Source organism: Desulfovibrio mangrovi (assembly GCF_026230175.1).
GTDB classification, from domain to species: Bacteria; Desulfobacterota; Desulfovibrionia; order Desulfovibrionales; family Desulfovibrionaceae; genus Halodesulfovibrio; species Halodesulfovibrio mangrovi.
Map to the genome: position 1 here is coordinate 951,306 of NZ_CP104208.1, position 25,800 is coordinate 977,105.

The 25,800-nt window shown below is 54.6% G+C and carries 26 protein-coding genes; 25 read left to right on the plus strand and 1 reads right to left on the minus strand.

From position 1 onward, the window contains the following. Positions 1–31 precede the first annotated feature (31 nt). The 21 genes from N1030_RS04325 to N1030_RS04425 all read left to right on the plus strand — a co-directional run bounded on the left by N1030_RS04325 (position 32) and on the right by N1030_RS04425 (position 20,531). On the plus strand, positions 32–781 hold the full coding sequence (locus N1030_RS04325) for an alpha/beta hydrolase (RefSeq protein ID WP_265827902.1): 750 nt from the start codon (positions 32–34) through the stop codon (positions 779–781). A gap of 288 nt (positions 782–1,069) precedes the next feature. Next, positions 1,070–2,593, plus strand: coding sequence for a glutamate synthase-related protein (locus tag N1030_RS04330; protein WP_265827903.1), 1,524 nt, complete (start codon positions 1,070–1,072; stop codon positions 2,591–2,593). A 3-nt stretch (positions 2,594–2,596) separates the two neighbouring features. Beyond that, positions 2,597–3,037: a 4Fe-4S dicluster domain-containing protein gene (locus N1030_RS04335; RefSeq protein WP_265827904.1), complete on the plus strand. Its 441-nt coding sequence runs from the start codon at positions 2,597–2,599 to the stop codon at positions 3,035–3,037. Positions 3,038–3,061: 24 nt separating this feature from the next. Beyond that, on the plus strand, positions 3,062–4,339 hold the full coding sequence (locus N1030_RS04340) for an NAD(P)/FAD-dependent oxidoreductase (RefSeq protein WP_265827905.1): 1,278 nt from the start codon (positions 3,062–3,064) through the stop codon (positions 4,337–4,339). A gap of 25 nt (positions 4,340–4,364) precedes the next feature. Then, on the plus strand, positions 4,365–5,456 hold the full coding sequence (locus tag N1030_RS04345) for a class II glutamine amidotransferase (protein ID WP_265827906.1): 1,092 nt from the start codon (positions 4,365–4,367) through the stop codon (positions 5,454–5,456). Positions 5,457–5,458: 2 nt separating this feature from the next. Continuing rightward, positions 5,459–6,217, plus strand: a complete 759-nt coding sequence (locus N1030_RS04350; protein WP_265827908.1) for a GltB/FmdC/FwdC-like GXGXG domain-containing protein — start codon at positions 5,459–5,461, stop codon at positions 6,215–6,217. Between the two features lie 311 nt (positions 6,218–6,528). After that, complete coding sequence (gene yajC / locus N1030_RS04355; protein WP_265827909.1) at positions 6,529–6,894, plus strand: preprotein translocase subunit YajC; 366 nt, start codon at positions 6,529–6,531, stop codon at positions 6,892–6,894. Positions 6,895–7,071: 177 nt separating this feature from the next. Then, on the plus strand, positions 7,072–8,670 hold the full coding sequence (secD, locus tag N1030_RS04360) for a protein translocase subunit SecD (protein ID WP_265827911.1): 1,599 nt from the start codon (positions 7,072–7,074) through the stop codon (positions 8,668–8,670). A gap of 12 nt (positions 8,671–8,682) precedes the next feature. Then, positions 8,683–9,780, plus strand: a complete 1,098-nt coding sequence (gene secF / locus N1030_RS04365) for a protein translocase subunit SecF (RefSeq protein WP_265827912.1) — start codon at positions 8,683–8,685, stop codon at positions 9,778–9,780. A 101-nt stretch (positions 9,781–9,881) separates the two neighbouring features. Continuing rightward, entirely contained in the window at positions 9,882–10,802 is a 921-nt protein-coding gene (locus tag N1030_RS04370) for a helix-turn-helix transcriptional regulator (protein ID WP_265827913.1), read from the plus strand. A gap of 224 nt (positions 10,803–11,026) precedes the next feature. Then, on the plus strand, positions 11,027–12,217 hold the full coding sequence (locus N1030_RS04375) for a quaternary amine ABC transporter ATP-binding protein (protein WP_265827914.1): 1,191 nt from the start codon (positions 11,027–11,029) through the stop codon (positions 12,215–12,217). 1 nt (position 12,218) lies between these two features. Continuing rightward, on the plus strand, positions 12,219–13,049 hold the full coding sequence (locus N1030_RS04380; RefSeq protein WP_265827915.1) for an ABC transporter permease: 831 nt from the start codon (positions 12,219–12,221) through the stop codon (positions 13,047–13,049). Between the two features lie 14 nt (positions 13,050–13,063). Beyond that, positions 13,064–13,915, plus strand: coding sequence for a glycine betaine ABC transporter substrate-binding protein (locus tag N1030_RS04385; protein ID WP_265827917.1), 852 nt, complete (start codon positions 13,064–13,066; stop codon positions 13,913–13,915). Positions 13,916–14,077: 162 nt separating this feature from the next. Next, positions 14,078–14,389 (plus strand): c-type cytochrome, encoded by a 312-nt coding sequence (locus N1030_RS04390; protein WP_265827918.1) that lies wholly within the window; start codon positions 14,078–14,080, stop codon positions 14,387–14,389. Between the two features lie 37 nt (positions 14,390–14,426). Then, on the plus strand, positions 14,427–15,362 hold the full coding sequence (locus tag N1030_RS04395) for an SCO family protein (protein WP_265827919.1): 936 nt from the start codon (positions 14,427–14,429) through the stop codon (positions 15,360–15,362). Positions 15,363–15,408: 46 nt separating this feature from the next. Beyond that, positions 15,409–17,043, plus strand: a complete 1,635-nt coding sequence (gene ctaD / locus N1030_RS04400) for a cytochrome c oxidase subunit I (protein WP_265827921.1) — start codon at positions 15,409–15,411, stop codon at positions 17,041–17,043. Further along, positions 17,030–17,626, plus strand: a complete 597-nt coding sequence (locus N1030_RS04405; RefSeq protein WP_265827922.1) for a cytochrome c oxidase subunit 3 — start codon at positions 17,030–17,032, stop codon at positions 17,624–17,626. Before ctaD ends, N1030_RS04405 begins: the two co-directional genes overlap by 14 nt. A gap of 9 nt (positions 17,627–17,635) precedes the next feature. Then, complete coding sequence (locus N1030_RS04410; protein ID WP_265827923.1) at positions 17,636–17,929, plus strand: cytochrome C oxidase subunit IV family protein; 294 nt, start codon at positions 17,636–17,638, stop codon at positions 17,927–17,929. Positions 17,930–17,938: 9 nt separating this feature from the next. After that, a complete protein-coding gene (coxB, locus tag N1030_RS04415) occupies positions 17,939–19,159 on the plus strand; it encodes a cytochrome c oxidase subunit II (RefSeq protein WP_265827925.1) in 1,221 nt (406 codons plus the stop codon). A gap of 1 nt (position 19,160) precedes the next feature. Beyond that, positions 19,161–20,018, plus strand: a complete 858-nt coding sequence (locus tag N1030_RS04420; RefSeq protein ID WP_265827927.1) for a protoheme IX farnesyltransferase — start codon at positions 19,161–19,163, stop codon at positions 20,016–20,018. A 72-nt stretch (positions 20,019–20,090) separates the two neighbouring features. Then, the gene (locus tag N1030_RS04425) at positions 20,091–20,531 is read left to right on the plus strand and encodes a DUF4079 domain-containing protein (protein WP_265827928.1); all 441 of its coding nucleotides are present in this window, start codon (positions 20,091–20,093) and stop codon (positions 20,529–20,531) included. Positions 20,532–20,642: 111 nt separating this feature from the next. On the opposite strand, the gene N1030_RS04430 is transcribed toward N1030_RS04425, so the two are convergent. After that, on the minus strand, positions 20,643–21,944 hold the full coding sequence (locus N1030_RS04430) for a phenylacetate--CoA ligase family protein (protein ID WP_265827930.1): 1,302 nt from the start codon (positions 21,942–21,944) through the stop codon (positions 20,643–20,645). A 171-nt stretch (positions 21,945–22,115) separates the two neighbouring features. On the opposite strand from N1030_RS04430, the gene N1030_RS04435 reads away from it, so the two are divergent. The 4 genes from N1030_RS04435 (at position 22,116) to rsfS (ending at position 25,798) form a co-directional block, all read left to right on the plus strand. Continuing rightward, positions 22,116–23,528: an NAD-binding protein gene (locus tag N1030_RS04435; protein ID WP_265827931.1), complete on the plus strand. Its 1,413-nt coding sequence runs from the start codon at positions 22,116–22,118 to the stop codon at positions 23,526–23,528. Between the two features lie 8 nt (positions 23,529–23,536). Next, positions 23,537–24,715: a cation:proton antiporter gene (locus N1030_RS04440; protein ID WP_265827932.1), complete on the plus strand. Its 1,179-nt coding sequence runs from the start codon at positions 23,537–23,539 to the stop codon at positions 24,713–24,715. A 93-nt stretch (positions 24,716–24,808) separates the two neighbouring features. Then, entirely contained in the window at positions 24,809–25,393 is a 585-nt protein-coding gene (locus tag N1030_RS04445) for a nitroreductase family protein (protein ID WP_338033323.1), read from the plus strand. 21 nt (positions 25,394–25,414) lie between these two features. After that, positions 25,415–25,798 (plus strand): ribosome silencing factor, encoded by a 384-nt coding sequence (gene rsfS, locus N1030_RS04450; RefSeq protein ID WP_265827933.1) that lies wholly within the window; start codon positions 25,415–25,417, stop codon positions 25,796–25,798. Positions 25,799–25,800: the final 2 nt, after the last annotated feature.

The following is a 25,800-nucleotide window of genomic DNA, read 5'->3' on the forward strand; positions in this document are numbered from 1 at the left end:
GGGCGGCATCATTATAATAATTGGAGGATGAATGAAAACGGGGTGTCTGTTGATACATGGGTGGGCTGGTGCCCCCTTTGAAATGGAGCCGCTGGTAGCTCCCCTTGAGAGCATGGGGTGTGTTGTCCGTAATTGTACACTCCCCGGGCATGGCGCCACATTCGAAGAGTTCTGCACCACCTGGTTCGAGGACTGGGCGGGTGGAGCTGAGAGTGCGTATCAGCAGTTGGCTGGCGAAGTGGACAGGGTTGTCGTCATGGGGCTGTCCATGGGGGGCGCACTGGCGTTGCACCTGGCCAGTCGGTACCCCGTTGCGGGTGTGGTTACCATGGCTTCGCCGGTTTATGTGTACCGGCTTTTTCCGCCGCAGATGAAGGATTGGCGTTTGCCTCTAGTCAGGTTTCTTCGCCATGTGCGTCCCATCTGGCCGGGAGAACCCAGGCGCGCTGAGGCCAATGCAATTGCCCCGTGGCAGGGGTATGATGGAGCAACAAGTCTGCCTCAGTTGTGGAGTCTTATAGAGGGGGTGCGCGGGGTAGGTAAAAACTTGCATAAAGTAACCGCGCCGCTTTTGGCCATGCATTGCCCGACGGACAAAACTGCTCCATCAGGTAACGTGTGGGAGATTGTGCGCGGTGTTTCGTCACAATACAGGCGAATGGAGCTGATACCCATTGAAGAGAAGGTGACGGCGCATCATATGCTGACAACTCACAGGGAAACCAGAGACAGGGTTTGCGGGTTGATTCAGGACTTTCTTACAAGAAACGTCTGTTTGTAGACAAAAATGTCAACAAGTGTGAGGTGGTGATTATATGACAATTTCGTCAAAACATATCATAACTAGTTTGTTAAATTGAATAATGATCGGATTTTCGGTGTGGCTCACGAATGCTGACAATGTGCCAGTTGACAATTTTAGTATTTTTGAGCTAATTCGTACTTCCGTTCAATGAGAAATGCCCTCAAAGCGTTATTTTCGCATTTTTTATCAAAATTGTTAGCGGGTCCGGATGAACGGGGTGAGGGGATCCGGCCGCCCGCTTCTGTGCAAAGCGAGGAGACTGTCTTGCTTTTCAAGCCGATCAGCCAGAATTTTAATGATTTCGTCATAGACCGGGACAAGGAACGATGCATCAACTGTGAAGTGTGTGTGCGTCAGTGTTCCTACGAAGCCCATTTCTGGGATGATGCCCGTCAGTGTGTGAACCACGACAACACCAAGTGTGTCGGCTGTCACAGATGCGAAGCGCTTTGTCCCACCGGTTGTCTCACCATCAAAAAGAATCCTGCAGACTTCCGTGACAACGCTCTGTGGACCCCCACGTACATGAAGTATCTGTACAAGCAGGGAGACACGGGCGGCATTCTGCTTTCCGGTATGGGCAGCCCGAGCGCAAAGCCCATCTACTGGGATAATCTGCAGCTTGATGCAAGCCAGGTAACCAACCCTTCCATCGACCCGCTCCGCGAGCCCATGGAATTGCGCACATACCTTGGCTCCAAGCCTGACAAGGTTGAAATCGAGCAGACTCCCGACGGTCCCAAGCTGAAGACCAAGATCGGTCCGCAGATCAAGCTGGAATATCCCATGATGTTCTCGGCCATGTCTTTCGGGTCCATCAACTTCAACCTGCACAAGGCCATGGCCATGGCGGCCACCGAACTCGGCATTGTTTACAATACCGGTGAAGGCGGCTTGCACCCCACCTTGTACAAGTACGGTGCCAACACCATCGTACAGGTTGCTTCCGGTCGTTTCGGCGTGCACAAGGACTACCTGAATGCCGGTGCCGCTATCGAAATCAAGGTCGGTCAGGGCGCAAAGCCCGGTATCGGCGGTCACCTGCCGGGCGAGAAGATCGACGAAGAAGTTTCCAAAACCCGTATGGTGCCTGTGGGCTCCGACGCCATCTCTCCCGCGCCGCACCACGACATCTATTCCATTGAAGACCTGCTGCAGCTCATCTATGCGCTGAAGGAAGCAACCGAGTACCGTGTGCCCGTGTCCGTCAAGATCGCGGCCGTGCACAACGCTGCGGCCATCGCTTCCGGTATCGTGCGCGCAGGTGCCGACATCGTCGTTATCGACGGTTTCCGTGGCGGCACGGGTGCAGCTCCCACCATGATCCGCGACAACGTGGGTATTCCGGTGGAACTGGCCCTTGCTCAGGTGGATAACCGTCTGCGTGACGAAGGCATCCGCAACTGGGCTTCTCTGGTTGTTGCCGGCGGCACCCGCTGTTCCGCTGACGTCATCAAGGCCATCGCCCTTGGTGCCGACGCCGTCTACATCGCAACCGCTGCTCTGGTTGCCGTGGGTTGTACGCTCTGCGGTCGCTGCTACACCGGCAAGTGTCCCTGGGGTATTGCCACCAACGAAGCGCGCCTCAAGAAGCGCCAGAATCCCGAAATCGCGGCCAAGCGCCTTACGAACCTCGTCAAGGCATGGGGTCATGAGATTCAGGAAATGCTGGGCGGCATGGGCCTCAACTCCATCGAGAGTCTGCGCGGAAACCGCGACAAGCTCCGCGGTATCGGCCTTAACGAAGTGGAACTTGACATCCTTGGTGTCAAACACGCCGGGAGGTAGGCAATGCGCAGAGTCTATCCCAACAAGGACTTCTGTATCGGATGCCATATTTGCGAACTGGCCTGTCTAACCGCTCACTCCGAGAGCAAGGACCTCATCATTGCCGTTCGCGAGGAGCAGGCTTCCGGCCTGCGTCCCTGCAAGGCAGTGTATGAAAAGGGCCCCGTATGCGTCTCCCTGAGCTGTCGGCACTGTGAAAACCCCAGCTGTGTTACGGCATGCATCTCCGGCGCTCTTTATAAGGATGAAGAGACCGGCAGGACCATGTATGACGAGCGTCAGTGCGTAGGTTGCTGGTCGTGTCTGATGGCCTGTCCTTTCGGAGCCATCCGCCGCAATCAGGCCAAGGGGAAGATCATCAAGTGTGACCTGTGTGAAGGAAGGGATAAGCCCGCCTGTGTCGAGGCTTGCCCCAATGCCGCACTGAGCTACGAAGATCGTTAGCAACAAAGCATCCGGGAGAATACCATGACCTATGTCATCGTAGGCAACGGCGTAGCCTCCGTTGGTGCCATTGAAGGCATCCGGAAGCTGGACAAAGAGGGCAAAATAGTGGTGGTGAGTGAAGAAAACACCCCCACCTATGGACGCCCCCTCATTTCCTACTTCCTCGCGGGCAAGATCGGGCTGGATCGCATGAGTCTCCGCCCCGACGACTACTACGAGAAGAACAACGTGGAGCTCAAGCTTGGTTCGCGCGTTGTGGGCCTGAATACCGATTCCAAGACGCTGGAGCTGTCAAGCGGCGAGAGCGTTTCATATGACAAGCTGCTGCTGGCGACCGGTGGCGTTCCCTTCATGCCTCCCATCAAGGGACTTGAAGGCCCCGGCATATATAACTTCACCACGCTGGCCCATGCTGAGATTCTGCTCGATATCGCGCAGAACATCCGTAACGTGGTGGTCATCGGTGGTGGTCTTATCGGCCTGAAGGCTGCAGAAGGCCTGTTCGATAACGGCATTAACGTGACCATCGTCGAATTGGGACCCCGCGTTCTTTCCGCCGCTTTTGACGATATCGCCGGGAAGATGGTTTCCCGTCGTCTTGAGAACGAAGGACTGGGCGTACGCTGCGGCAACACCGTTGAGGAAGTTCTTCGCGGACCCAGCGGCGGCATCAACGGTGTGCGTCTGACCAACGGTGAAGTGCTGCAGTGCGAAGCCGTGGTTGTGGCTATCGGCGTTGTGCCGAGCCTGACCCCCGCAAAGGAAGCTGGTCTTTCCATCCGGCGCGGCATCAAGGTGGATGAGTTCCTGCACACCAGCGCTGAAGGCGTGTATGCGGCTGGCGACGTGGCCGAAGCATATGACATGATCGCTGATGACGCGCGTGTTACTCCCATTTGGCCCAACGCATATAGCCAGGGCTACTACGCGGGCATGAACATGACCGGTCAGAAGCACGAAAAGCATCCCGGCGGTCTGGCCATGAACGCCATTTCCTTCTACGGGTTGCCCACCGCTTCGCTGGGTATGGTTAATCCCACGGCTGAAGAGGGCTGCGATGTCTTCACCTTTGTTGATGAAGAGAAGCAGACCTACCGCAAGCTAGTGTTCCGCGGCGACAAGCTGGTCGGTTATGTGCTGGTCGGTGATATCGACTTTGCGGGTCTGTACACCGGTTTTGTCCGGTTCCAGCTGCCCCTGACCGAGGAGATCAAGCAGGACCTCAAGGACGGACAGCCCTCTGCGCTGCTCTGGCCCGAACACGATTTCGATACGAGATGGACCCCCGAACACGAGTAGGGAACACCATCATCGGAGATTACATATGAAGGCTCCCAGCAATTTCTGGCAATTTGACAAGGATATCTCCGGGTGCGGTGTCTTCGGTGTCATAGACAAGAAGAAGAACCTCATTTCCGGTTCCATGCCCATCAGCGCAATGTGCACCATGCACGATCGCGGTAACGGACTTGGCGGCGGATTCGCGGCTTACGGCATCTATCCGGATCACAAGGACGAATATGCGTTCCATCTGATGTGCGATGATCAGGCTGCTCTGGACAGGGCCGAGGAAACCATCAAGGAATACTTCGAGATTTCCGTTTCCGAGCCTATCCCCACCCGCAAGGTGCTGAGCATCAAGAATCCGCCTGTCATGTGGCGCTTCTTTGTCACTCCCAAGGCTCGACGTCCCCAGTGGGAAGGTCTGACCGAAGAAGACTACATCGTTAACGTGGTCATGCTCATCAACCGCAGGGGCGGAGCGTTCGTCTTCTCCAGCGGCAAGAACATGGGCGCTTTCAAGGGTGTTGGCTTCCCCGAAGATATCGCCGACTTCTTCCGTCTGGAAGAGTACAGTGCATACATCTGGACCGGTCATAACCGTTTCCCCACCAACACTCCCGGCTGGTGGGGCGGAGCGCATCCCTTCACCATTCTGGATTGGGCAATTGTGCACAACGGCGAAATCTCGTCCTACGGCATCAACCGTCGATACCTCTGTCAGCATGATTACGAATGTACCATGATGACGGATACCGAAGTTGTGGCCTACCTGCTTGACCTGCTCATTCGTAAGCACGGCCTTTCCTACGAGATGGTCAGCAAGGTTTTTGCTCCTCCTTTCTGGGATGAGATTGACCGCATGGGACCTGAAGACCGCAAGCTCTATGAGAACCTGCGTATGGTCTACGGCCCTGCCTGCCTGAACGGCCCCTTCGCCATTCTCGTGACCGATGCCAATACCATGATGGGCCTGAACGACCGCGTAAAGCTGCGTCCTCTGGTTATTGCCGAGAAGGACAGCATGGTCTTTATGTCCAGTGAAGAAAGCTCCATCCGTGAAGTCTGCCCCGATCTTGACCGCGTATGGGCGCCCAAGGCCGGTGAACCCGTTATCGTGAAAGTGGAGGCGTAACCATGGGCAAGAAGGTCACTCTGGACGCCAACGGCGTTTACTACAAGCAGCTTAATGAGCAGATCCGCGAAGCGGTGCGCAACGGCGCTGAAGAGATTGAACTGCTTAACGTGCGCGGCCAGCGCTATATCGGCAATTCCATCGACAAGCCTATCCGTTTTATCGTGAACGGCGTGCCCGGTCAGGACATGGCTGCATTCATGCGTGGCGCTTACATTCGTGTGGAAGGCAACGCTCAGGACGGCGTGGCCAACACCATGGATGACGGCGAAATCGAAATCAACGGCATGGCCGGTGACGTGCTCGGATACGGCATGCGCGGCGGTCGCGTTATGGTGAAGCAGGACGTGGGATACCGCGTAGGCATTCACATGAAGGCCTACATGGACAAGTCCCCCGTGATTGTTGCCGGCGGCAAGGCCGGTGACTTCCTCGGTGAATACATGGCGGGCGGTGCGATCATCCTGCTCGGCATGGATTCCACCATGCCTGTGGAGGCTCCCATAACCGGTCGCAGCCTTGGTACCGGCATGCACGGCGGTGTCATCTACATTCGCGGCGATGTGCCCGAATATCAGCTTGGACCTGGTCTCAGCTTCCATCCTCTGGAAGATGAGGATATCGCCTTCATCCGCAAACATGTGGAAGACTGGGCCAAGGCCTTCGGCAAGGACGCCGAAGAGGTCATGGCAGGCACCTTCCGCAAGGTGAAGCCGTTCTCCAAGCGTCCCTACGGCAATATGTACGTGGGTACCAACTAGTCTCGCCTCATATGCTCAAGACAGGGCTCCCGCATGGGAGCCCTTTTTTGTTGCATGGCCGTTGAGTGAAAATAGAGCATGGGTGAGCGGGGCGGTTTCATTTCGTTGCGACTGTGGCATCTGGTCTTTTTTTGATATATGATCCGGTACATTGTAATGGTTTTGAAGGAAGGAACAGAAGCAGTCGCTACGAAGGCTTACACCCCCATGCGATGCGTTCGAAAACGGTTGCATGTTTTTTCCCTAAAAGGTACTTCTTGCAGGTTTTCAACAAGGTTTTCATTTCATGATCACCCCATAAGGAGCAAATCATGTCGTTTATCAACACCGCTTGGGCCATGGGTAACGCCGGTCAGGCTTCCGGACAGGGTGGGGGCATTGCCGCTTTTGCACCCCTTATCCTCATGTTCGCCATCTTCTACTTCCTCCTCATTCGTCCTCAGCAGAAGAAGGCCAAGGAACACAAGGCCATGCTCGACGGTCTGAAGAAGGGTGATGCCATCGTCACCTCCGGTGGCCTGTATGGTACCGTTGTCGAAGCCAAGGACGAAGTTCTGACCGTGGACCTCGGTTCCACCACTGTTAAGGTTGGCCGTCAGTTCATTTCCGGTCTGGTTTCCGCGCCTGCGCCCAAGGAAAAGAAGAAGGGCAAGGAAGAAAAGCAGGCTGAAAAGTAGCCCGCTGATAATGTTTGTAAGGCTGTGGGGGGCGCTTTTCCGTGCCTCCCACTTGCCATATACCCCAAGCGGGCGTAAGTATTGCCTGTTTGGTTGTAATATGCCCGGGCGGCGTCGTGTCGCTTTGGGCTTTGCTGTTTGACGGAAGTCAGTATCAGATAGCATTTAGGAGTTAGAATGAAAGAAGGTCTGCGATGGCGAATGCTGGTTGCCCTGCTGGTGACCGTGTTGGGCCTTGCCTATGCGTTGCCGAGCGTTCCTTTTGTCGGGAATTCCGCTTTGCAGAAGGTATTGCCGGAAGACAAGATCAGTCTCGGCCTTGACCTTAGAGGCGGTATTTACCTGACTCTCGGCGTGGATGTGGATAAAGCCATCGAGAACACCCTTGCCCAGACTGGGCAGGACCTGCGTACCGTAGCACGCGAAGAGAAGATCGGCATGCTTCGTCCCCGTGTGGTTGGTGGTGACAAGATCGAATTGGTTCTTCTCAAGTCCGAGCAGAAAGAGTCTTTGAACAAGCTTATTGCCGAGAAGTTCTCGCATCTGGTCAACGAGGCTCCGGTGGATATGGAAGAGGGCAAGGTTCGCTACTCTCTTTCCTACACCGATGAATACCGCAAATACCTTGCGAATCTTGCCCTTGATCAGGCTGTTAAGACCATCCGCAACCGTATTGACCAGTTCGGCGTGAGCGAACCCGATATCCGCAAGCAGCAGGATTATCGCATTCAGGTACAGTTGCCCGGTCTGAGCGATCCGGAACGTGCCATTCAGATTATCGGCAAAACCGCGCATCTTGAGTTCCGCATGGTCAAGGACGATGCCAACATCGAGAACGCCAAGCGCGGCATCGTGCCCCCCGGCTATGAAGCCATGCCCCAGATGATCCGTAATCCTGACGGCACCTACACTGAAAGCGCTCTTGTTGTTGAAAAGGACGCTGCCATGACCGGTGAATACGTTCAGGACGCCTATGTGAACTTTGACCAGTTCAACCAGTCCTATGTAGGCATTACTTTCAATAATAGCGGTGCCCGCCGTTTCGAGCAGATCACCGGTGAATACACCGGACGCCGCATGGCCATCGTGCTGGACGGCAAGATTCACTCTGCTCCCGTTATACAGGAAAAGATTCGCGGCGGTCGCGCTTCCATTTCCGGACGCTTTACCAAGGAAGAAGCTCACGATCTGGCTATTGTCCTTCGTGCCGGTTCCTTGCCCGCTCCCGTAAACATCCTTGAAGAACGTTCCGTAGGTCCTTCCCTCGGACAGGAATCCATTGATCAGGGCGTTTCCGCTGCGCTTATCGGCGGCGCGTTGGTCATGGTCTTCATGGTTGTTTACTACGGATTCGGTGGTCTGGTTGCCAACCTCGTGCTCTGCTTGAACATTGTGCTCATCATGGCCGGTCTTGCAGCATTTGGCGCCACTCTGACCCTGCCCGGTATCGCCGGTATCATTCTGACGCTGGGTATGGCGGTTGACGCCAACGTGCTCATCTTCGAGCGTATCCGTGAAGAACTGCGTCGGGGACTTACACCTCTGGCTGCCATTGCAGAAGGCTACAACCGTGCCTCGCTGACGATCTTTGACGCCAACGTGACCACGCTGATTGCCGCCGTCATTCTGTATCAGTTCGGCACCGGTCCCATCCGTGGCTTTGCTGTTACCTTGAGCCTGGGTATCCTCGCTTCCATGTTCACCGCCATCTTCTGCTCACGCATCCTGTTCGATCTGTGGGCAGGCGGCAAGCAGCGCGCCAAGCTCAGCATCTAAGGAGTTGATTACATGGGTCTGAGTATCATCAAACCGGATAGCAATATCGACTTCGTAGGGCTGCGTAAGATTACGCTTATCATCTCTCTGCTGGTCGTTCTGGCTGGTGTAGGATCGCTGCTCATGAAGGGCGGTCCCAAGTACGGTATCGACTTTGCCGGTGGCGTCATGGTGCAGGTGCACTTTGACCAGTCGGTGGAACCCGATGCTCTCAAGGACAGCCTCAAGGACGTTGAACTGCCCGGCCTTATGGTGCAGCGTATCGGCCTTGCCGCTGATAACGAGTATCTCATTCGTGTTTCGATTTCCGATGCCAACCCGGAAAACATGCGCGGGAAGGTGCAGGATGCCCTGAAGACGAATCTGCAGGGCGTAAACTTCGAGATTCAGCGACTGGAGATGGTCGGCCCCAAGGTGGGTAACGACCTGCGCTCCGCAGCTCTTGAAGCGCTGTATTATGCCGTTCTCATCATCGCCATCTACATCTCCGGCCGTTTCGAACAGCGCTGGGTTGTGGCGGGCATCATGGCGGCAGCACTGGCCACCGCACTGTATGGTCTGGGCCATCTCGGCATGTCCAAACAGTATCTCGTCATCGCCGCAATGGTGCTGACGTTGGGTCTGTGCTGGAAGCTACGGCTCAACTACGCGCTGGGCGCGGTTGTGGCTCTTATTCACGACGTGCTCATAACGGTCGGCATCTTCTCCATTCTGGACAAGGAATTCGATCTGACCATCGTTGCGGCCCTGCTGACCATTGTCGGTTACTCCCTCAACGACACCATCATCGTGTTTGACCGCATCCGCGAAAACATTCGTGCCCGCGTGGCTCCCACGTATGGTGAGGTCGTGAACAAGGCCGTCAACCAGACCCTGAGCAGAACCCTGCTTACCTCCGGTACGACTTTGCTGGTTGTTCTGGCGCTGTTCTTCCTTGGTGGCAGTGTTATCCATGACTTTGCACTGGCCATGCTGGTTGGTATCGGCGTGGGTACCTATTCGTCCATCTTCATCGCCAGCCCTGTGCTTCTGGCCCTGAGCCCCGAAGAACTGCCTGAGGAAGAGCCGAAGAAGGAACCCATCGTGAAGTCTGAACACGGCGTGGTCTAGTTCTGCAGGCAATATGAAATGCAATGGGGCGTTCCGGAAACGGAACGCCCCATTTTTTTTCGTGTTTTGCCTTCCAGTCTCGAAAATGCTAGGTGGGGGATATGAGCTATCCCAAAACTTCCGATGATGAAAAAAAGCATCTCACGGCTTCTGCCGGCGAAGAAGGCGTTCTTGCCTCAATCGAAGATGCGTTATGGTCCCGCAGGGATGCCATGAAGCTGTATCGCGCGTTGTTCGAGCTTGTTCCTGATGCCCTGGTGCTTGCAGATTCCTCGTGCAGGATACTGGGCATAAACGGCAATGCGGCCTCGATGTTTGGCAGAACTGAGGAGGAACTGCTTGGAACAGACTGCCGAGAGCTGGTTTCCGCGTCATGTGCGAGGGAGTTCGACGCGGCACTGCGCAGTCTCGGACGGGATGCTGTCTGGAACGGCACACTTGAGGCGTTAGGGCAGGGCGAATCAGCAGTTCCCGTGGAGATTGCTGTACACAAGGTGTCCATAGCCTCGGATGTACTGTTTCAGATAGTCTTGCATGATATTAGTGCCCACGTAACCCTTGAGCAGGATCTGCAACGCTCTGAAGCCGTTCTTGAAGGAATGAACCTTGCCCTGCGCCACGTCATTCAAAGCGTTCATGAAGAGCGCAAGGAGATGAAGGACGAACTGGTCCAGCAGGTAAAGGAACAGGTTCTGCCAGCAATTGAACGAATTGCCGAGGAAGACAGCTCGGATATACGCCAGAACTACAAGGCCGTCATTGAGGACCAACTGGTTGAAATGGCTGATACCCCCCCGGATCTGTTTGATAACGTCCTTATTCATCTGACTCCGCGTGAGAACGAGATTTGCCGCCTTATCGCCTTGGGGCGCAAAACTCGTGAGATTTGCGAGTTACTGCAGGTTTCCTTTGAAACCATGCAGACACACCGCAAGAATATCCGCAAAAAACTCGGTCTCACGGGGAAGGGCATTTCCCTGTACGTATTCTTGCAGCAAGGTCAGCAGACATCTCCCCGATAGTATAAATCGGGTATGTCGCATACCCGATTTATACCCAAATCCCCCCCTTGTTTGTGTCTCCGCTCTCGGTGAATATTCTATGGTTACACATAGCTATAATTCACAGGCGCACCCAAGCCGCATTCCCTTTAATCAGATTGTCAGACCATGATGGTCCTTCGCCGGCCTTTTCCGGCAGTTTGCGGTTTCTTTCGCGATGGTGCGTCATGCATTCAGGAGATTCGATGTCAAAAATCGTTGTTGATGGGCTGTATAAAATCTTCGGTCCTTCACCGGATACCGCCCTTGCGATGCTCAGAGAAGGGAAGAACAAGGACGAGATCATGGAAGCAACCCGGCACGGGGTCGGGGTGAACAATGCTTCATTTTCCATAGAGGAAGGCGAAATCGTCGTCATCATGGGGCTTTCCGGCAGCGGCAAGTCAACCTTGGTGCGCTGCCTCAACAGGCTTATCGAGCCGACCGCCGGTACCGTCAGCATTGACGGTCAGGATATAACGACCATGGATACGGAGGAGCTGCGCAGGTTGCGGCAGTCCAAACTGGGAATGGTCTTTCAGAATTTTGCCTTGTTTCCCCATAGGACGGTTGCGGAAAACGCGGCCTACGGGCTTGAAATCAAAGGTATTCCCCCCGAAACCCGCATGACCAAGGCGTATGAGGCTCTTGAACTTGTCGGCTTGAAGGGGTGGGAGAGTGTGTTGCCCTCGCAACTTTCCGGCGGCATGCAGCAGCGTGTTGGTCTTGCTCGCGCCTTGGCGCTTGATCCTGATATTCTGCTTATGGACGAGGCCTTCAGTGCCCTTGATCCACTGATTCGCCGGGATATGCAGGATGAATTGATCAACCTGCAGGAAAAGATGCGCAAGACCATCGTGTTCATCAGCCATGACCTTGATGAAGCCTTGAAGCTTGGCGACCGCATCATCCTCATGAAAGACGGCAAGATCGTCCAGATCGGCACGCCGGAAGAGATTCTGACCGAGCCTGCCAACAGGTACGTGGAACGTTTTGTGGAGGAAGTGGATATCTCCCGCGTTCTGACTGCCGAGTCCATCATGCAGAAGGTGTTGGCCGTAGCCCATCTCGGTGCGGATGGTCCCCGTGCAGCGCTTCGGAAGATGCGGACGCATGGTATTTCCTCCCTCTTCATTCTGGACAGGGAGCATACCCTTGTCGGCGTGGTTTCCGCGGAACAGGCTGCACAACTCATCGAGAACGGCGAGTCAGACCTTTCACGCATCATCTGTACGGATCTCAAGACGGTGTTGCCGGATACCCCCGCGCAAGATCTTTTCCCCATCATGCATAACCTTGCATACCCCCTTGCCGTGGTGGACAACGCCAACCGCCTGAAGGGGGTCATTGTGCGGGGCACGCTGATTGCCGCATTGGCGGAAGGGAAGGGGGCCTAGCATGAGTTACAGAATTCCTGTGGGCGATGTCATTGAAGCGGGGATCAATTTCCTTGTCGAGCATCTCGCCTTTGCCACTAAAGCCTGCTCTGTCGTAGTAGAAGCCTCTTTACGCCTTCTTGAAAAGGGAATGGTTGCCATTCCCGAACCCATTTTCATTCTCTTGTCCGGCCTTGCCGTATGGCGCCTGACCCGTGAGCGTAATCTGGGCATATTCACCGTGCTGGGATTGGCGCTTATCTGGAACATGGGCCTGTGGAAGGCAACCATGAGCACCATAGCCCTCGTGCTTGTCGCCACCCTGTTCGCCATTCTGCTGGGGCTTCCCATCGGCATTTTCACGGCGGTGAACAGAACTGCCTATCGCATCATCATGCCTTCTCTGGACATCATGCAGACCATGCCTGCATTCGTGTATCTGATTCCCGCCATTCCTTTCTTTGGTCTGGGCAAGATGGCCGCCATTTTCTCAACGGTCATCTTCTCCATGCCCCCCGCCATCCGGTTGACGTGTCTTGGTATTCGTCAGGTTCCGGCTGATCTTGTGGAATGCGCGGAAGCCTTCGGGACCAGTCGTTGGCAGCGATTGGTAAAGCTGGAACTGCCCCTTGCCAGACCGACCATTCTTGCAGGCGTGAACCAGACAGTCATGCTGGCGCTCTCCATGGTGGTCATTGCGGCCATGATCGGCGCTAAGGGGCTTGGCGGGGAAGTCTGGAAGGCTATTCAACGTCTTCAGATGGGACGCGGATTTGAAGCCGGAATCGGAATCGTTATCGTGGCGATTATTCTGGACCGTGTCCTGCAGAAGGCGGGAAAAAGTAAACAGTAGTGAAGGAGTTGTTGATGAAACGTGTACTGTCGTTGTGTATGATTCTGGCTTTTGTTCTTGCAGGTTCCGTTGCGGCTTTTGCAAAGGATCCTGTACGTATTGCATATGTTGAATGGGACTGCGCAACCACCTCGACCAACATGGTAAAGGCCGTGCTGGAACAGGAACTGGGCTATGATGTTGAGATTCTGCCCGTCGCCGCAGCCGCTATGTGGCAGGCTGTCGGTTCCGGCGATGTTGACGGCATGGTTACTGCGTGGTTGCCCGTCACGCATGGAGACTACCTGAAAAAGGTAGCCGATAAGGTGGAAGATCTTGGTCCGTTGGCTACCGACGCCAAGGTGGGCTGGGTTGTTCCCAAATATGTGACCATTAATTCCATTGAAGAACTCGAGGCCAGCAAGGATAAGTTTGATTCCAAGATTATCGGCATTGATCCCGGGGCAGGGTTGATGCGCATGTCTGAAGACGCCATCAGTGCCTATGGGCTGGATGACTTTGAGCTTGTTGAAGGGAGCGGTGCGACCATGACCGCAGCCCTTGCCGATGCCGTTAAGCACGAAAAGTGGGTTGTAGTGACCGGTTGGTCTCCCCACTGGATGTTCGGCCGCTGGCAGCTGAAGTATCTTGAAGATCCCAAGGGCACGCTCGGTGGTTCCGAAACCATCAATGCCATTGTCCGCAAGGGGCTGAAGCAGGATATGCCTGAAGTCTATGCCTTCCTTGACCGTTTTGAGTGGCAGAGTCCTGAGCAGCTGCAGATGGTAATGGCATGGAACCAGGAGCCGGGTGCCGATCCTTATGAAAACGCAAAGCGGTTTATTAAAGAGAATCCCGATGTCGTGAAGAAGTGGCTTGGCAAGTAGCTTCTTCGTCCATGAATATGCAAAGGCCGCCTGTGAGGGCGGCCTTTTTGTTCATACGCTGTATTTCTCATTTGCGCTGTAACGTGTTGCCTTTTTTTGAACAGTCATGCTAACGTAGAACTCGGACTTGTAACAATAATAATCAATTGCTTGGAGGATACAATGAAACGTTTTCTGGTAGCTCTGTCTGTTTCCGGCGCACTTCTTTTCGGTTCTTCCCTTGTTGCCTTCTCTCAGGACGGCGCCTCTCTCTACAAGGCCTGTCAGGGCTGTCATGGTGCGCAGGGTGAAAAAATGGCCATGGGCGTGGGCCATCCCCTCAAGGGGCAGAGCGCTGAAGATCTGCTCAAGAAGATGCACGGATACAAGGATGGCAGCTACGGCGACGGCAAGAAGGCCGTGATGGAGAATATGCTCAAGCGCTTTGATGACGAGCAGTTGAAGGCTCTGGCTGACCATATAGCCACGTTCTAACGCGGCGATTCTTCGCTGCGCCCTTTGCGGAGTTGGTATGCGATCCCTTCTTGCGATTTTGTGTCTGATTGCATCGCTGGTGTGGAGCTCTTCGCTTCCGGCGGCCTCTCACGATATGTCTACTGGTCATGCAACACATGAGCAGGGCATGAATGCCGAGTCCGGCATGCAAAAACACGATACGGAAACGCATGGCCAGCATGGTGATGCGCAGATGGTTCCTGACGGCACGGCTCCCGGATTGGATGGACATGTGCACAAGGCTCCTGAAGCGTCTTCTCCCTTGGCCTTTGTGGATGAGAAGCTGGGTCAGACGATTCCGCAGGGGATTATGTTCAAGGATGAAACGGGGCAGATGATTGACGTGCGAACCCTGATGGACAAGCCGACAATCATCGCCCCAGTATATTTCACCTGTCCCAGCGTTTGCCATGTACTTCAAGGTTCCATTGCCCGCGTTTTGCCGCAGATGAACTTGAAGCCGGGAGAGGAGTATCGGGTTCTCTCCGTCAGCTTTGACGAAACCGATCCCCCGGCACTCGCAGCACGGCGCAAGGCCAACTACATGGCCGCAATGCATAATAATTTCCCGCCGGAAGGCTGGCGCTTTCTGACCGGCGACAAGGCCGCTATTGATGCCTTCATGGGAGCCCTCGGCTACCACTTCACCCGGATGGAGAATGACTTTGTGCATCCTGTCGTGATTGTCATAGCTTCTCCTGAAGGCAAAGTTGTGCGCTATCTCTACGGCAACAGTTTTCTGCCTTTCGACACAACCATGGCCCTGACGGAAGCTGCTGAGGGAAAGGTGGGGCTTTCTCTCAAGCGTATTGTTTCCTACTGTTTTGCCTATGATCCGCAGGGAAAGCGCTATGTTCTTGATGTCATGCGCATTGCCGGATTTGTGGTTCTGTTCGGCGTTGTCGTTCTCTTTCTTGTCCTGACCCGCGGAGGTCGCAAGGCCCGCAGGTGACGCTGTTTTTCTTTGTCGTTGAACCTTCGATCTGCGAGAGGTTGTCATGGCTCCGGACCAGAATTCGGCCCTCAGTTTCTTTGACAGGCAGCCAGGAACGTTAGGAGGCATCACCTCCTGGATATTCTCCACCGACCATAAACGCATAGGCATCATGTACCTGTGGGGCATCATGGCCTTTTTCATCGTGGGCATGCTGCTGGGGTTTCTCATCCGCATGGAGCTTATAGCTCCGGGGCGGGATATCATGGATCAGCAGACCTACAACGTCATGTTCACTCTGCACGGGGTGATCATGATCTTTCTTGTGGTTATTCCCAGTATCCCCGCTGCCTTCGGCAACATATTTCTTCCCATCCAGATAGGGGCTGAGGATGTTTCCTTTCCCAAACTGAACAACTTTTCATGGTGGCTGTACGTAACCGGAGCCACACTCGCTCTCGTCTCTTTGTTCACGGGTAACGGTCCTCCTGATACCGGCTGGACCTTCTATGTGCCATTCAGCAGCAACGTGACCACTACCAACGTAAACGTTGCCGTCATTGCCGTGTTCATTCTGGGATTCTCATCCATTCTCACGGGGCTTAACTTCGTCACCACGCTGCACCGACTGCGGGCGCCGGGCATGACATGGACCCGTATGCCGCTTTTCTGCTGGTCCCTGTACGCGACTGGCTGGATTCAGATTCTGGCGACGCCTGTTCTGGGCATAACCGTCCTGCTCATCTTTGCAGAGCGCATTCTCGGAGTAGGGCTTTTCGACCCGGCCAAGGGCGGCGATCCCATTCTGTACCAGCATCTTTTCTGGCTGTATTCGCATCCGGCTGTGTACATCATGATTCTGCCTGCCATGGGCGTCATCTCGGATGTTCTGCCGGTTTTTGCGCGGCGCGACATATTCGGTTACAAAATGATCGCCTTTTCCAGCGTCATGATCGCCTTTGCCGGTTCATTGGTGTGGGCGCATCACATGTTCACCAGCGGTATGAGCGATACGGCGGTGCTGGTGTTCTCCTTCCTGACATTCATTGTAGCCATTCCTTCCGCCATCAAGGTCTTCAATTGGGTGTCCACGCTGTACAAGGGATCGATTTACACCGATCCGCCGTTCTGGTTCGCTCTGGCTTTCATCTTCCTGTTCTCCATAGGCGGGCTTACGGGCCTTATTCTCGGCTCGGCTGGTACGGACGTGCATGTGCACGATACCTATTTTGTTGTTGGACACTTCCATTACGTGATCTTCGGCGGGCTCGGCTTCGGTCTGTTCTCGGCCATGCATTACTGGTTCCCCAAGATATTCGGCAGAATGTACGACAAACGCATTGCAAAGATCGCCTGCGTCATCATTTTTACCGGCTTCAATGTGTTGTATTTCCCCATGCTCATTATGGGACTGCAGGGCATGCCGCGCCGGTATTATGATTATCTGCCGCAATATGCGCTGGGGCATCTTATTTCCACCATCGGTTCCTGGATTCTGGTGGCTGGCCTGCTGCTCATGTTCGGTAATCTGATCAAGGGAGCTTTGAGAGGCAAACGTTGCAGCAGCAACCCATGGGGAGGAGCGTCTCTTGAATGGCAGATTCCTTCACCGCCTCCGCACCATAATTTCGTGACGGAACCGGTTGTAGATCGTGGCCCCTACGATTTCAGAGGAGTGGAGCGCGATGAGTGTGATTAAGGATTATACCGGTGCAAAGCTGGGCATGTGGCTCTTCCTGTTTACGGAGGTGCTGCTGTTCGGCGGCCTGTTTCTGCTCTATGCGGCGTACCTGCACAAGTTTCCTTCGGAATTTCATCTGGCAGGCAAGGAGTTGAATGTGGTCCTTGGTGCCACGAACACCGTGGTACTCATTTCCAGTTCGTGGTTCATGGCCATGTCCATCAGCGCGCTGCAGCAGGGTAGTGTGGATCAATCAAAGAAATTCCTGCTGCTTACGCTGGCTATGGCGTTGACTTTTCTCGTGATCAAGTACTTCGAGTGGTCTGCCAAGATTGAACACGGCATCTTTCCGGATTCGCCGGAACTGTTGGCCCGTCCTGCCGGTGAAGTCGTGTTCTTCGGGTTGTATTACCTCATGACAGGCCTGCACGGATTGCACGTTATTCTGGGCGGCGGCCTGCTTAGCTTTGCCTATTTCCTGATAGTGCAGGGCAAGGTCACACCGCAGGATTTCGTCTTTCTCGAAAACTCCGGCCTGTACTGGCACCTTGTGGACCTTGTGTGGATTTTCCTGTTTCCGCTTTTCTACCTGATAGCCTAGGGGGATGCCGTGACTGAGCATCATGAAGAGCATCATACCGTCACCTACAAGCTCAACACCATCATCTGGGGGCTGCTGCTGGTCCTTACCGCGGTGACCGTGGCTGCAGCCCAGTTCGATTTCGGCTTCCTGAATGTGGTGGTCGCGTTGAGCATTGCCACCGTCAAGGCCGGTCTGGTCATTCTTTTCTTCATGCATCTGAAGTACGAGAAGCCGTTGTTCAAGATCATTGTGTTCATTACGTTTCTGCTGCTGGCGATAGCCATCGGGTTCACCTTTTTCGACATTGGCTACAGATACTGAGGAGGCGCAATGAATCCGCAGAATCTCAATCCCGTGGCAGAGGTGGACTTCGCGTTCTACGTCATCTTCGGCATTTCCATTATTCTGCTGCTTGGCATCAGTGCCACGGCAGTGTGGTTTGTCTATCGATACCACCACACCAGAAACCCGAAGGCAGAGGATATAACCGGGAACCTGCTGGCTGAGATTGTGTGGATCGCCATTCCCACCATCATCGTCATGGCGTTGTTTTATTACGGCTGGGCCGGATACAAGGCGCTTCGCACCGTGCCGGAAGATGCCATGAACGTGAAGGTGACGGCACGTATGTGGTCATGGGTGTTCGAGTATGAAAACGGCAAGCGGAGCAGTGTGCTCTATGTTCCCAAGGACAGGCCCATCAAACTGCTCATGACCTCTGCTGACGTCATTCACAGCCTGTATATTCCTGCCTACCGCATCAAGATGGACACCGTGCCGCGCATGGAGACCTATGCCTGGTTCAACCCCGATTCCGAAGGTTCTTTTGACGTGTTTTGTGCCGAATATTGCGGTCTGAAGCATGCCAATATGATCACAACGGTAGAGGTCATGCCGCCTGACGAATTCAACAAGTGGTATAACGGCAAGAGTGATTCCAGCGGCGCAGGCAAGGCTATGACTTTACTTGAAAACTACGGCTGTCTCGGGTGCCATTCAACGGATGGTTCGCAGAATACCGGACCGACCTTCAAGAATCTTTATGGCAGACGCCAGACGGTTGAACTTGAGGACGGCACGAAAAAGGAAATAGTTGTGGATGAGCCGTACCTGCGCCGTTCCATTCTCAATCCGCAGGCCGAGGTGGCCGAAGGCTTTGTTCCTGCCATGATGCCTTATGAGGGTGCCATTTCCGATGAAGACCTCAAGACCATAGTGAAATGGTTCATGCATGGAAACGAGGTTTCCCTTGATGCAGGGCGCGAGCTCATGATGGCGGAAGGCTGCATTTCCTGCCATTCCACGGACGGCAGCCTTGTGGCTGCGCCTTCCTTGAAGGGAATATGGGGGCGCAAGGTTGTTGTACTGGACGGAGGCAAGGAACGGACGGTTGTTTCGGATGAGGCGTATATCAGAGAGTCCATTCATGAACCGGAAAAGCTTGTTGTGAAGGGCTTTGATCCCATCATGCCGCCTTATGGACATCTTACGCCGGAGCAGGTCGATCAGATGCTTGAGTATATGCGGTCCTTGTCCGGAGATAGCAGGTAGCATGCTGCGCATGATGGCCAAGCTTGTGCGGCTGCCTGTCTCCCTGATGGTGGCTGTATCCGCAGGATTCGGCTATCTGCTGGTGCGCCCGGTGCCCGATGCCGGTCTGGGGCTCGCTTGTGCCGGTACTTTTCTGTTGGCCTCGGCCTGTTCCATATTGAACCAAATTCAGGAGCGGGATACGGACGCTATGCTTTCCCGCACGGCATCGCGTCCTTTGCCGTCAGGTCAGATAGCCCCGCATTCGGCGCTTGTTCTGTCATTGGTGGCAGCGTTCATGGCGTTTGGCTGTTTCTTTCTGCTTGGAGTGCCCGCGTTGCCATGGATGGCTTGTCTTATTGTGGCGCTTTACAATGGCGTATACACCCCTCTCAAACGCAGGACGGGGTTTGCGTTGCTTGTGGGGGCTGTTCCCGGTGCCATGCCTCCCGTAATGGGATGGGCGGCAGCGGGAGGCAATCTTTCAAGCCTTGAAATTCTCGTCGTTTTTGCCGTGTATTATTTATGGCAGGTGCCGCATTTCTGGCTGCGAGTGGAACGCGATGCTTCCGAGTATGTCAGGGCAGGTTTGCCCATTCCCGTTACCTGCTTTGGTCAGGAACGATACCGGTTGCTGTTGCGCCTGTGGTTTCATGCCTATGTAGCCGGTATTCTGCTTTTGCCACTCTTTTCCCAGATGCAGACGGCTTTCATGCGGATAGCCGTGACACTTTCCGCAATGCTGCTGTGCCTGATTTCGGGATTGTTACTTCACAGGCGTCGCCACGAGACGGTGTTTCATTGGGTTAACGCATCCCTTGTGCTGGTCATGTGTTTTCTTCTGACAGACAGGTTGTATGCTGTTTATGCAGGCGCGTAAGTCTGCATATACATGTCTTATCAGATGCAAAAGCAGGTTCCGTTTATTCTTGAAGGTGAAGAAGAGGTGAATATGGATACCCGGATTATGATGTGGATTCATCCGTTGATTCAGATTGTTGCGACCATAGTCGGATTTACGGCAATGTACTGGGGATTCAGAAGGTTCCTGACCGTGCATATGAAGCAGAAGCTGGTGTTTCCGTGGAGACGGCACGTGCTGTGGGGGACTATAGGGTTGGGGCTTTGGGGCATCGGTCTGGGTCTTGGGCTTGTTTTCGCCGACGCGGGGTGGGGATCCATAATGATTACCGACATCCACTACAAGGTAGGTTTTGCCGTTGCACCGCTTTGTATCACAGCCTTTGTAACCGGTTGGATCATGGACAGGCACAAACAGAAACGCACCGTGTTGAATGTGTTCCACGGATTGAACAACCTGCTGTTATGCTCGCTTATTGGTGTACAGATTGTGACCGGAGTGTGGGTTATCAAGGTGTTTCTGATGTATTAATCTCTGCCTCAAGGGGATTTGAGGTTGTCCGCAGCCTTAAACCAATACTTTAAATAAAAAGGGCCGCCATGCGTTGCACGGCGGCCCTTGTGTATTCCTGTCGCAGAAGGACTAGGCTGTGCGTTTGTCGAAAACGCGCTTGGCCTTGCCTGCGGAGCGTTCGATGGTTCTGGGTTCGACGAGGCGGACCTTGGTGGATACGCCGAGGAACTCCTTGATCGTTTTCTGGATGCGGCCCTCGATGCGCTGCAGGTTCTTGATGGCGTCGGAGAACATGGTCTCGTCCACTTCCACCTGAATCTCCATATGGTCGAGGTTGCCTTCGCGGGTGACTATTATCTGGTAATGGGGCGATGCGCCTTCGGTTTCCAGAATGATGGATTCGATCTGGGAGGGGAAGACGTTCACGCCACGGATGATCAGCATGTCATCGCTGCGTCCGGTGACGCGACGCATACGTACGTGCGTTCTGCCGCATGCGCAGGGGGTGTAGTTGAGCGACGTGATGTCGCGGGTGCGGTAGCGGATGAGCGGAATGCCTTCCTTGGTCAGCGTGGTGATGACCAGTTCGCCGGTCGCGCCGGGGGGCAGCTGTTCTCCGGTGACGGGGTCAATGATCTCCGGCAGGAAGTGGTCTTCCCATATATGCATGCCGTCCTTGGCCACGGCGCATTCCATGGAGACACCGGGGCCCATGATCTCGGAAAGGCCGTAGATGTTGACAGCGGTGATGCCCATCTTTTCTTCGATGTCGGCGCGCATGGCGTCGGTCCAGGGCTCAGCGCCGAAAATGCCGATTCGGAGCGGAAGGTCGCGAATGTCTATGCCAGCTTCCTGTGCCGCTTCGTACAGGACCAGACCATAGGACGGCGTGGAACAGAGCACTGTTGCCCCGAAGTCACGCATGAGCTGCACCTGACGCTTGGTTCCGCCGCCGGAAACGGGGATGACGGTTGCGCCGAGTTTTTCTGCACCGTAATGGGCTCCGAGTCCGCCGGTAAACAGGCCGTATCCGTATGCGTTGTGGATGAAATCCTGACGGGAAGCTCCTGCACACATGAAGGAGCGTGCCATAAGTTCAGCCCAGTTGTTCACGTCTCGCTGCGTGTATCCCACCACGGTTGCCTTGCCCGTGGTACCCGATGATGCGTGCAGGCGTACGATGGTATCCTTGGGCACGGCAAAGAGGCCGAAAGGATAGTTGTTGCGTAGGTCCTGCTTCTCGGTAAACGGTAGATACTTGAGGTCGCTAAGGGACTTGATGTCGGAAGGGTTTACTCCCGCCTCGTCGAACCGTTTGCGATAATGCGGCACATTGGCGTACACGCGTTCGCAAAGGTTTTTCAGCCGCCGCAGTTGAAGCGCTTCCAGTTCTTCACGGGGAAGCGTTTCGCGGTCAACGTCGTAAATCATACCGTTTCTCCTGCATCTTGAAAAAAAGGATAGCTGTTCGTACTAGATACCAGTATAAACTGAATACTGAGATGTGCCTGATTCCCCGAGTGTGGTCAAGCCGTCACAGATGGCAGATTGGTATTGTGCACAATCTCATCCTGCTTGGTTGAACGGAGGATAGTCACTACGATGAAGGTACTGATTTGCGGGGCCGGTCTCGTCACCGCCGAATTGCTCAAGCGCTTGGGAAAGAAGTGGCAGGTAACGCTGGTGGAAAAGGACCAGGCAAAGACCGGACTGTGCCTGCAGGGTTGCGACATGGTGGTGAAGACCCTGTTTGAAGATGCCTCCAGTCCTTTGGCGCTTGAGGCGGCCGGTATTGCTGAGCAGGAATATGTTCTGGCCCTTACCGACCGGGACGACGTGAACCTGGCTGTGGTCAGGCTGGCTCGCGAAGCAGGGGTTGCCCATGTGCTTGCGCTTGTTCACGCGTCTTCCCGTGTGGATGTGTTTGAGACGCTTGGGGCTCGTGTCGTTCAGGTGGGCTCCCTGCCTGCCCGACATATATACCACTACCTTGAAGATCCCAGAATTGCCGTGACGCCGTTGGCAACGGGCAGGGGAGAGGTGCTTGAGATAGACACCTCCGTATATTTCAGAATGATAGGCAAACCGGCCCTCAGCATCCGTGGCGAAGGCTGGCGGCTTGCCGCGTTGTTTCGTAACGGCAAGTTTCAGTTGCCGGAGTTCGGTACGAGGGTTGAAGCCGGTGACCGCATGGTCATCGTCGGCGATGCGGGGTCCTTCCAACCGGTTTGCTCCCTCTTGGAATGCGACTCTCCCCATTTTCCGCTGGCCTATGGTCGCGGAGTGCTGGTGGCACTCATTCCCGACTGCGAGACGCAGGATGCCGTGCTGGATGAGGCTCTGTATGTAGCCCGCTATACCAAAGTATCGCATATGAGTGTTGTTTGTACCGAGGACCTCTGCAATGTAGAGAAGCGAATCAAGGAGCTCTCGCATGTCTTTGAAAAACATCCGGAAATGAATACGGAAGGCGTCTTGCGCAGAGTGCGGGAGGTTGTGGAGGAAGGAAGTGTTGGGTGTGTTGTCGTCCCTCCTTTTGAAACAGCGCTCTGGAACAGGCTGCTCAAACCGCCGCTGGTGGGGCTCGCTCACTCTCTGGGGTGTCCGGTGCTCTTTTCCCGTGGCTCGGAACCCTATTCAAAGATTCTGGTGCCCTTCAATAACAATCCAGTCGCCGAGTTGACCCTTGAGCTTGCTCTGGATTTTGCCAAACAGGTGCAGGCTGATGTGACGGTCATTATTGTCGAGGAAGAGGACTTTGTGCACGGTGAGGACTGGATGCTTTCCGCCGAAGATATGACAACGCGCATCAAGGAAATCAGCCATGTGCATAAGGTGAAGATTGACGTAATGGTCTGCAAGGGGAATCCGGTGAAGGAAGTAATCTCTGTCGCGAAGGGATATGATCTGCTTGTCGTGAGCAGTTCAACCGATCATAAGGATCTGTTCTTCCCGCATGTGGGTGAAATGCTGACGGCCGGCGTTTCATGCTCCGTGCTGGTTGTCACCTCTTAGAGGCTGTCATGATTCTGGATCAGGCATATTCCCTGCTGCTTGTCTCCGGTGCGGCGCTTTTTCTGCCCGGGGTGAGCCGTATCCTGCGTATTCCTGCGCCTGTTGCAGAAATCCTGTTCGGTGTCCTGCTGGGTAAGAGCCTGCTGCACTTGCAGTTCTCGGGCGAGTGGTTGCCATTTCTTGCGGAATTGGGATTTCTGATGCTCATGTTCCAGTCGGGCATGGAGATCGACTTCAGCGTGCTTTCCCGCCAGTCCGCAAGGGATATCGTTTTGCAGTTCCTTGTGTTCTGCGGAACTGTGCTGGGAGCCTTTATTGTCACATTGCTGCTCGGGTTGCACCCGTTCATGGCGCTTGTGCTTTCCACCACATCGCTGGGGCTCGTCATGCCCACGCTACGGGAAATGGGTGTGCTTAAAACCACATTTGGTCAGCGGGTGCTCATTGCATCGACCTTGGCTGATTTTCTCACGTTGCTGGCCATAACCCTGTTTATGCTGTGGGATGAATACGGGCTTTCAATCCGTCTTGTTGCACCTGTCCCGCTGTTCATTGGCTTCACCTTGCTGTTGCGCCTCGGTCGCCTATGGGCATGGTGGAATCCTGACAAGGCCCGCAGGCTGCTGGACTCCGAAGGAAGCCTTGAAATAGGCGTGCGGCTTTCGCTCGCGCTGCTGTTCCTGTTTGTGGCCTTTTCGGAGTTGGTACACCTTGAGCCGGTGCTCGGTGCTTTTATGGGGGGGTGCGTCCTGTCATATGTGTTCCGGGCCAAGGAAGAGCTGGAAAGCAAGCTTTCCGCTCTCGGTTTTGGCTTTCTGGTGCCTGTGTTCTTTATCAATGTGGGCATGCAGTTCGACCTTTCCAATGTCATGAGGCCGGATATGCTCGCCCTGACTGCAATATTGCTGGTATGCGCCTTTCTGGTCAAAGTACTGCCTGCGTTGTTATTCAGGGCGCGCGGCATGCCTTTGCGAGATGCCGTGCGTGCAGGTTTACTCCTTTCTTCGCGGTTGAGCCTTATCGTGGCTGCTGCAGAACTTGGCGTCAGCCGCGGTTTCGTGACGCAGGCGCAGCAGGATGCAATCATCCTTTTGGCCATGTTGACCTGCCTGCTCGGACCTACACTGTTCAAGATGCTCAGTCGCAGGCGGGCGGTTTCCGTGAATGCCACGGATGGCGTAGTGTAGCGACATGATTCGTGGGGTTTGCCACCCGTGCGAGAGTATTGTAGTAATTCCTGAGCATATGTTTGTGCTTTCACTCGACTCGTCAGGAGGCGCATGATGGATTTTGGAAAGCTGGTACTGCAGAATCGCAGTTACCGCAGGTTCAATGAAAAGGACAGGGTGCCTGTACAACTGCTGGAAGAACTGGTGGACTTTGCGCGTCACTCTCCGGCCAGTGCCAATCGGCAGCCTCTGAAGTATGTTCTTGTGACTGGGCAAGACATGTGCGATGACATCTTCCCCGCGCTGGGGTGGGCCGGATATCTGCCGGAATGGAAAGGCCCTGAGGCGGGAGAACGCCCTGCGGCCTATATCGTCGTTCTCGGCGATGACGCCATCAGCACGGACACGCAGATTGACCTTGGCATAGCCTGCCAGACCATCATGCTGGGAGCTGCATCCAAAGGACTCGGCGGATGCATGATGGGCTCCATAAACAGGGAAAAAATTCACGCCTCGCTGGCGTTGCCGGAGGCTCTGCGAGTGCTTCTGGTACTGGCGTTGGGGCGACCGGCTGAAAAAGTGGTCCTCGAACCTCTTGGCGAGGATGGAAATATCAAGTATTGGCGAGACGCCGAGGGCGGACATCATGTGCCCAAGCGCAGTCTTGATGATCTTATTGTCGCCCGACATGCATAATATCTTACCATCGGATTTGTTATGACGTTACCTACCAACAAAAAGTTCGCCGTTGTTCCCGTTGCGGAAAAGGTTGAAAATATTGTGAAGTGGCTTGAAGAAAAGCATGCCGCTGATGTTCTTGCGCTCAGCCTTGAACGTGTGAATTCCTTTACCGATGCGGTTGTCATCGCATCTGCCAAGTCTGTGCGTCAGGCACAGGCCATTGCCGAGCATGTGTATGCCATGGCCAAGCAGTCCAACTATGAATACCTGCGTATTGAAGGCAAGGACTCCGGTCAGTGGATTCTGGTTGACCTGAACGATGTTGTCGTCAACGTGTTCCAGGATGACGTGCGCAAGCTCTTCAATCTCGAAAGCCTCTGGGCTGACGCAACTGTCCTGCATCAGGACGAACCGAAATAAGC